We start from the raw sequence: 7,835 nt of genomic DNA, 5'->3' as shown, positions 1-7,835 counted from the left end.
CTGCTGGCCGAGATCGACCCGCGTGCAGCCCAGGCGCAGCTTCAGCTCGCCAACGGCGATCTCGCGGGTAGCCAGGCCAAACTGGCCAACGCGCAGGAAACCCTCAAGCACTTCCAGGTGCTGGCAACGCAGGATTCCATTTCCCGCCAGCGTCTCGCCGACCAGCAGTCGCTGGTGGCGCAGTACCAGGCCGAGGTGAGGTCCGAGCAGGGCCGTATCGGCTCCGCCAACCTGCAGGTCGCCAACGCACGGATCACCTCGCCGATCACGGGCATGGTGGGTCTGCGTCGGGTCGATCCGGGCAACCTGGTCGGTCCTTCGGATGCCCGTGGCATCGTGGTGGTGACGCAGTCGCAGCCGAGCAAGGTGATCTTCTCGGTGCCGGTGAACGTGGTGCCGCGTGTGCTGGAACGCCTTAACGGTGGCACCTGCATCCCCGTCGACGCCTATGGCGACAGTCCCGATGACGTGCTTGCCACCGGGCGCCTGCGCGCGGCGAACAACGAGGTGGATCCCGCGACGGGCACCGTGAAGTTCGAGGCCGAGTTCGCCAATACCAACAATGCGCTGTTGCCCAACCAGTTCGTCACGGCGAAGCTACCCGTCCAGGTGTTGCCGCAGGCGATCCTCGTGCCGGCTGCTGCGATCCAGCAGGGCGCGCAGGGCCCGTTCGTCTATGTGATCAACGACGACAAGACCGCTGCCGTGGTGCCGGTCAAGCTCGGCCCGGGTGACACGACCACGGCCGTCATCGCCTCGGGTATCGCGCCGGGTGCGAAGGTCGTCGTCGAGGGAGCGGACAGGCTCCGTTCCGGCACGTCGGTCACCGCCACGGCGAGTGCCACGCCCGCACCGGCGTCCGTTGCGAGTGCTCCGGAATGCCATAACCCGTGAACCCGTCCCGCCTGTTCATCCTGAGGCCGGTTGCGACCTCGCTCCTGGCCATCGCGATTCTGCTGGTCGGCCTCTTCGCGTACCGGTTCCTGCCGCTCTCGGCCTTGCCGGAAGTCGACTTCCCAACCATCGAGGTCGTCACCGCCTATCCGGGTGCAGGCCCCCAGGTCGTTGCATCGACCGTCACGGGACCCCTCGAGCGCCAGATGGGGCAGATGCCCGGCCTGAGCCAGATGTCGTCGACGAGCGCCGCCGGCGCGTCGACGATCACGCTGCGGTTCAATCTCGAACTGCCGTTGGACGTCGCCGAACAGGAAGTGCAGGCTGCCATCAATGGGGCGGCACCCCTGCTGCCGCCCGATATCTCGCAACCGCCCATTTATCGCAAGGTGAATCCGGCCGACGCGCCGGTGATGACGCTGGCCCTGACCTCGCCGACCCTGTCGTTGCGGGTGCTTCGTGAGCTGGCCGATACGCGCCTGGTGCCGAAGCTTTCTCAGGTGACCGGCGTGGGTCTGGTCAGCCTCGATGGCGGCCAGCAGCCGGCGATCGTGGTGCAGGCCGATCCCTCGAAGCTGCGCTCGCAGGGCATGACCCTGGACGACCTTCGCAGCGCCCTCCACGATGCGAATTCGAACCAGGCCAAGGGCAGTCTTGAAGGGCCGGTCCGGTCCTCGAACATCGCCATCAGCAATCCCATCGATACCGCCGCCGAGTTCGAGCGCCTGACCGTGGGTCACCGCGACGGCGCCGTGGTGCGCCTGGGTGACGTCGCCAAGGTGGCTGACGGCGCCGAGAATGCGCGCCTCGCCGCATGGTCGGGCAAGGATCCGGCGATCATCCTGCTCATACGTCGCCAGCCCGGCGCCAACGTGGTGGAAGTGGTCGATCGCATCCGCGATCTGTTGCCGCAGCTGAAGACGACGCTGCCGGCCGCGGTCGATGTCGCGACCCTGACCGACCGCACCCAGACCGTGCGTGCGGCCGTGAGCGACACGCAGCTCGAACTGATTTTCGCGATCATCCTCGTGGTGTTCGTCATCTATCTGTTCCTGGGCAGCGGCACGGCGACGGTGATCCCCGGCGTGGTGGTACCGCTCTCCCTGATCGGCACGTTTGCGGTCATGTACCTGGCCGGGTTCTCGATCAACAACCTGACCCTGATGGCGCTCATCGTGGCGACCGGCTTCATGGTCGACGATGCGATCGTCATGATCGAGAACATCGCGCGCTATGTCGAAGCAGGCGAGGATCCGTTCTCCGCCGCGTTGAAGGGCTCGCGTCAGATCGCCTTCACCGTGGTGTCGCTGACCTTGTCGCTGCTGGCCGTGCTGATCCCGCTGCTGTTCATGGGTGGACTGGTCGGACGGCTGTTCCGCGAGTTTGCGATCACGCTTGCTGTAGCGATCCTGATTTCCTGCGTGGTCTCGCTGACGCTCACGCCGATGATGTGCGCGCGCATGCTTCGGCGCACGCCCGAGGTATCCCAGCAGGGACGCCTGGCCCGCAAGGGCAGGGAATGGCACGACACGGTGCTGGCGAAGTATGCGCGTGGCCTCGAGTGGGTGCTGGCGCGTCAGACCGCCACCCTGGTCACGGTAGCGGGCATGGCCGCGCTTGCCGTCGTGCTTTACCTCGTGATCCCGCGCGGGCTGTTCCCGACCCAGGATTCCGGCGACATCCAGGGTATTTCCGTCGCCTCGCCGACGGTGTCCTTCGACGCGATGGCCAAGCGCCAGCAGGCCTTGACGGCGGAGATCCTGAAGGACCCCGCGGTCGAGAGCGTCGCGTCCTTCATCGGCGTCGGTGACGGCGCGTTGTCGCTCAACAGCGGCCGCCTGCTCATCCACCTCAAGCCGCTGGGTAAGCGCAATCGCGTGCCCAAGGTCATGCAACGTCTCGCCGATGCGGCGAGCAAGGTCGATGGCATCACGCTGTACATGCAGCCCGTGCCCGACCTGACGATCGACGATCGCGTGAGTCCGGGGCAGTACCAGTTCTCGGTCGAGAATTCGGATCCCGCACTGCTTTCCCAGTGGTTGCCGCATATCGTCGGTCCGCTGCAGAACATCCGGAAGCTTTCGGGCGTGACCAGCGACCAGCACGACAAGGGCCTGGAGGCCTTCGTCCAGGTCGATCATGACCTCGCGAGCCGCTACGGCATCACCTCCGCCGCCGTGGGCGACGCGCTCTACAACGCCTTCGGCCAGCGTCAGGTGAGCACACTGCTGACCCTGGCAAGCCAGCGTCGGGTGATTCTCGAAGCCGCTCCGAATGCCGATGGTACGTCCGGTGCGATGGGCGGCATCTACCTCGCGCCGCAGGCGGGTACGGGCGTGACCGGTGCCGATGCGAGCGATCCCTCGTCCACCTTGATTCCCCTGTCGTCCATCGCCCAGGTCAGTGAACGGACGGGGCCCCTCGTGGTCACCCGTATCGATCAGCTTCCGGCGGCGACCGTGTCCTTCAACGTGGCGCGAGGCGTGGCGCTGGATAGCGCGATGAAGTCCGTGGACGCCGCATGGCGCGACCTGAAGATGCCGGCCAGCATGCAGATGCGCTGGCAGGGCTCTTCGCAGGCGTTCCAGGCGTCGCGGGACGGCCAGCCCTGGCTGATCCTGGCCACGCTGATCACCGTGTATATCGTGCTGGGCGTGCTGTACGAGAGCTACATCCATCCGTTGACGATTCTCTCGACGCTGCCCTCGGCGGGCATCGGCGCCTTGCTCGCGCTGATGATCGGTGGGTTCGAGCTCGACGTGATCTCGCTCATCGGCGTCATCCTGCTGATCGGCATCGTGCAGAAGAACGCCATCATGCTGATCGACTTCGCGATCGATGCGCAGCGTCAGCAAGGTCTCACACCGCGCGACGCCATCGTGCAGGCCTGCATGCTTCGCTTCCGTCCCATCATCATGACGACGCTCGCCGCCATGCTCGGCGCGTTGCCGCTGATGTTGGGCGGCGGCATGGGCGCGGAGCTTCGCCATCCGCTGGGCGTGGGCATCTTCTGGGGCCTGCTGGTGAGCCAGTTGCTGACGTTGTTCACGACGCCGGTGATCTACCTCGCGTTCGAGCGCGTGTTGCAGCGTCGCCGGGCATGAACATCTCGCGGCTATTCATCGACCGGCCGGTGGCGACCTCGCTGCTGTGCATCGGGCTGGTGATCGCCGGCGCGCTGGCGTGGCGGTTGCTGCCCATCGCGTCGCTTCCCGAGGTGGACGTGCCGACGATCAAGGTCTCGGCCTCGTTGCCCGGCGCCAGTCCGGCGACGATGGTCTCCGCCGTGGCCACGCCGCTCGAGCGTGCGCTCGGACGCATCGCCGGCGTGACGGAAATGACCTCGGTGAGTACGAGCGGCTCGACGGATATCCGTCTCAGCTTCGATTTCTCGCGCAACGTGGTCGGCGCGACACGCGACGTGCAGGCGGCAATCAATGCCGCTCGTGGCGACTTGCCCTCCGACATGCCGGGCAGCCCGACGTACCGCGCGGTCAGTTCCGCCGATGCCCCGGTGCTCGTGCTCAGCCTGACCTCGCGCGATGCGAGCCCGGGACAGATGTATGCGGTCGCCTCGACGACCTTCAGCCAGATGCTGGCGCAGGTGGACGGCGTGGGCGAGGTGGATCTCGTCGGCAGTTCGGTGCCGGCTGTCCGCATCGATCTGGACCCCACGGCGATGAACCAGCGCGGGGTGGGCTTCGAGCAGTTGCGCCACGCAGTCGCCGCGGCCGTCTCGAGCCAGGCCTCCGGGGCCTTGGACATCGGCGATCGCTACCTGCAGGTGACGACCAATGGCCAGCTCGATACGGCCGAGGCGTTCCGTTCGCTCGTGGTGGCCGGCCGTGACGGTACCGCCGTCTCCCTCGGTGACATCGCCCGCGTCGTCAATACCGTGCGCGATCCCAATAACGCGGCGCTCGCCAACGGTGAACCCGCGGTGCTGGCGCTGGTCCGCCACAAGGCCGGTGCCAACATCATCGAGGTGATCGACGGCATCACGAAGCGTTTGCCCGCGTTGCAGGCGTCGTTGCCCGGCGATATGAAGGTGAGCGTCATCGTCGATCGCGCGACCTCGGTACGCGGCTCCCTGAGCGGTGCCGAGCACACCCTGGCCCTGGCCGTGGTGCTGGTCGTCCTGGTGATGTTGCTGTTCCTGCGCGATGTACGCGCGGCGTTGATCGCCAGCGCGGTGGCGCCGATCTCGTTGCTCGGCGCCATGACGGTGATGTACCTGCTCGGATACAGCCTCGACATTCTCTCCCTGATGGCGCTGACGATCGCGGTGGGCTTCACCGTGGACGATGCCGTCGTGGTGGTGGAGAACATCGCCCGCCACATCGAAGACGGCATGGAGCCCCGCGAGGCCGCGCGGCTCGGTGCGGGCGAGGTCGGCCTTACCGTGCTTTCCATGAGCGCCGTGCTGATCGCGGTGTTCATCCCCTTGCTGCTGATGGGCGGCTACGTCGGCCTGTTCGTGCGCGAGTTCGCGGTCACGCTTGCGGTGGTGATCGTGATTTCCCTGGTGGTATCGCTGACTGTCGTGCCCATGTTGTGCGCGCTGTGGCTGAAGCCGGAAAGCACGCGTCGCGCCCATGGCCGCGTCTTCCAGTGGAGCGAGCGCGCGTTTGCCAGGCTGCAGAAGGCTTATGACGATAGCCTCGTCGTGGCGCTGCGCCGTGCGCCGTTGACCATGCTTTCCCTGCTCGCCGTGTTGTGTCTGAGCGTCGTGCTCTACATCGTGGTGCCCAAGGGTTTCTTCCCGCGCCAGGACACCGGTGAGCTGACGGGCGACTTCGATACCGACGGCAGCGCCTCCTTCCCGGTGGCCAGGGAGAAGCTGGCAAAGTTCCTCGATGTGGTGCGCGCCGACCCCGCCATCGCGAGCGTCGCCGGCTATGCCGAGCACGATTCGGGTTCGCTGTTCGCGACGCTCAAGCCGCTCTCCAAGCGCAACGCCAGCGCCGATGAGGTCGCGGCACGGCTGAACGTACAGCTGGCGAGGCTGTCCGGTGGCACCTTCACCGTGACCTCGGTGCAGAACATCCGCGTTGGTGGACGTCGCAGTCGCGCGTCGAACGAATACACGATCCAGGCCGATTCGCCGGAGCTGCTGCGAGCATGGGCGCCGCGGATCACCCAGGCTATGGCGACGATCCCCCAGATCAGCAACGTGCACAGTGACAATGGCGGCACCGCGCTGGCGACCTCACTGGACGTGGATCGCGACACCGCGGCGCAGTACGGCATCACCTATGCCCGCGTCGACGGCGTGTTACGCGATGCCTTTGCCGACCGGCGCGCGGCCACGATCTTCTCGCCGTCGGACCAGGTGCCCGTACTCATGGGCGTCGCGCCGGAGCATGCGCAATCGCCGGACGCGTTCAACCAGATCCTGGTGCCGGGCTCCGGCGGCAGCGAAGTGCCGTTGCTGATGCTGGGGCATGTCCGTCAGTTCAACGTGCCGCTGGGCATCTCCCATTACGGGCAGTCGCTGTCGGCGACGATTTCGTTCGACAGGGCGGCGGGCGTCTCGCTGTCCCAGGCGACCCAGGCGATCCAGCGTGCCGTGAATCGCACGGCGATGCCGACGTCGGTGCGCAGTACCTTCGCAGGCTCGGCGGGTGCGGCCCGGCAGGTGGCATCGAGCGAGCCCGCGCTGATCCTCGGCGCCTTCCTGACGCTGTTCATCGTCCTGGGCATCCTTTACGAAAGTTGCTTCCACCCCCTCACCATTCTGTCGACGCTGCCCTCGGCGGCCGTCGGTGCGGTGTTCGCGCTGATCCTGTTCCGTACCGATCTCGACGTCATCGCGTTGATCGGCATCTTCGCCCTCATCGGTATCGTGATGAAGAACGCGATCATGATGGTGGACTTCGCCCTTGCCGCGCAGCGAGGCGAGGGAYTGACACCGGCCGAAGCGATCCAGAAAGCGTGCCGTCTGCGTTTCCGCCCTATCCTGATGACCTCGTTGGCGGTCATGGTCGCGGCGGTGCCCCTGGCGATTTCGCGAGGCGACGGCGCGGAAATGCATGCGCCGCTCGGCATCGCGATGGGTGGTGGTCTGGTAGTGAGCCAGTTGTTGACGCTTTACACGACCCCGGTTGTGTACCTTTATCTCGACAGATTCAGCAGGTGGGCAGGACGATGGACGCAGAGTTTCAGGGCCCGGGAAAATGCAGGATGGCCGGCCGGTCGTCAGGGGCCAACGTCATGATGCGCGCCATGCTTGTCGCCGGTGCCGTCGTGCTCATTGCCGCCTGTACCGAGGTCGGCCCGAACTACGTGCGTCCCGCCACGCACTCGCCGGCTGCTTACAAGGAAGCGGCCCCGCAGGACGCCCAGCACGCGACCGTGGCGCCGATTTCCGCCAGGTGGTGGGAAATCTATGACGACGCCACGCTCAACGCGCTGGTGTCGCAGGTGGCGGTGAGCAACCAGTCCCTGGCCGCGGCGGCTGCTCGCGTGCGCCAGGCCCAGGCGCTGATCCAGGTGGCGAAGGGGGCCGGCGTGCCTTCGGTTACGGCGGGCACGCTCAAGTCCGGCCGCAAGAACGAAAACGATATCGGTATCGGCGTCAGTTGGGAGCTGGACCTGTGGGGTCGGATCCGCCGTGATGTCGAGTCGCACCGCGCGATCGCCGAAGCGAGCAAGGACGACCTCGCCGCTGCCACCCTATCGATGCAGGGCCAGCTCGTGCAGAGCTATTTCGCGCTACGCCAGGACGACGCCACGATCGACCTCCTGCAGCGCTCCGCCGACGCTGCCGAGCAGTGGCACCGGATGGTGGGCAATCAGTACGCCCAGGGTCAGGCGTCAAGCGCCAATGTGGCCGACGCGACGATGAAGTCCAGCTCGGCGCAGCTGCAGCTGGCCGATACGAAGGCCGCGCGCGCCCAGCTCGAACACGCGATCGCGGTGATGCTCGGCAAGGCGCCGGC

4 protein-coding genes are annotated in these 7,835 nt (G+C 66.5%); all 4 read left to right on the top strand.

The genetic code is table 11. The features are described 5' to 3' along the window. Positions 1-894, top strand: an 894-nt coding sequence (locus AC1DSN_RS15115) for an efflux RND transporter periplasmic adaptor subunit (protein WP_477331430.1), incomplete at its 5' end; no start/stop codon positions are given. Beyond that, positions 891-3,998 (top strand): efflux RND transporter permease subunit, encoded by a 3,108-nt coding sequence (locus AC1DSN_RS15110; protein WP_063570626.1) that lies wholly within the window; start codon positions 891-893, stop codon positions 3,996-3,998. The genes AC1DSN_RS15115 and AC1DSN_RS15110, both read left to right, overlap by 4 nt. Then, complete coding sequence (locus AC1DSN_RS15105) at positions 3,995-7,111, top strand: efflux RND transporter permease subunit (RefSeq protein WP_477331428.1); 3,117 nt, start codon at positions 3,995-3,997, stop codon at positions 7,109-7,111. Before AC1DSN_RS15110 ends, AC1DSN_RS15105 begins: the two co-directional genes overlap by 4 nt. Continuing rightward, on the top strand, positions 7,108-7,835 hold a 728-nt coding region (locus tag AC1DSN_RS15100), incomplete at its 3' end, for a TolC family protein (protein ID WP_477331426.1). The genes AC1DSN_RS15105 and AC1DSN_RS15100, both read left to right, overlap by 4 nt.

It is taken from the genome of Luteibacter sp. P4_D7_3 (genome assembly GCF_056401735.1).
The sequence above is the reverse complement of the archived record's forward strand: the minus strand, read 5'-3'. Positions and strand labels throughout refer to the sequence as shown.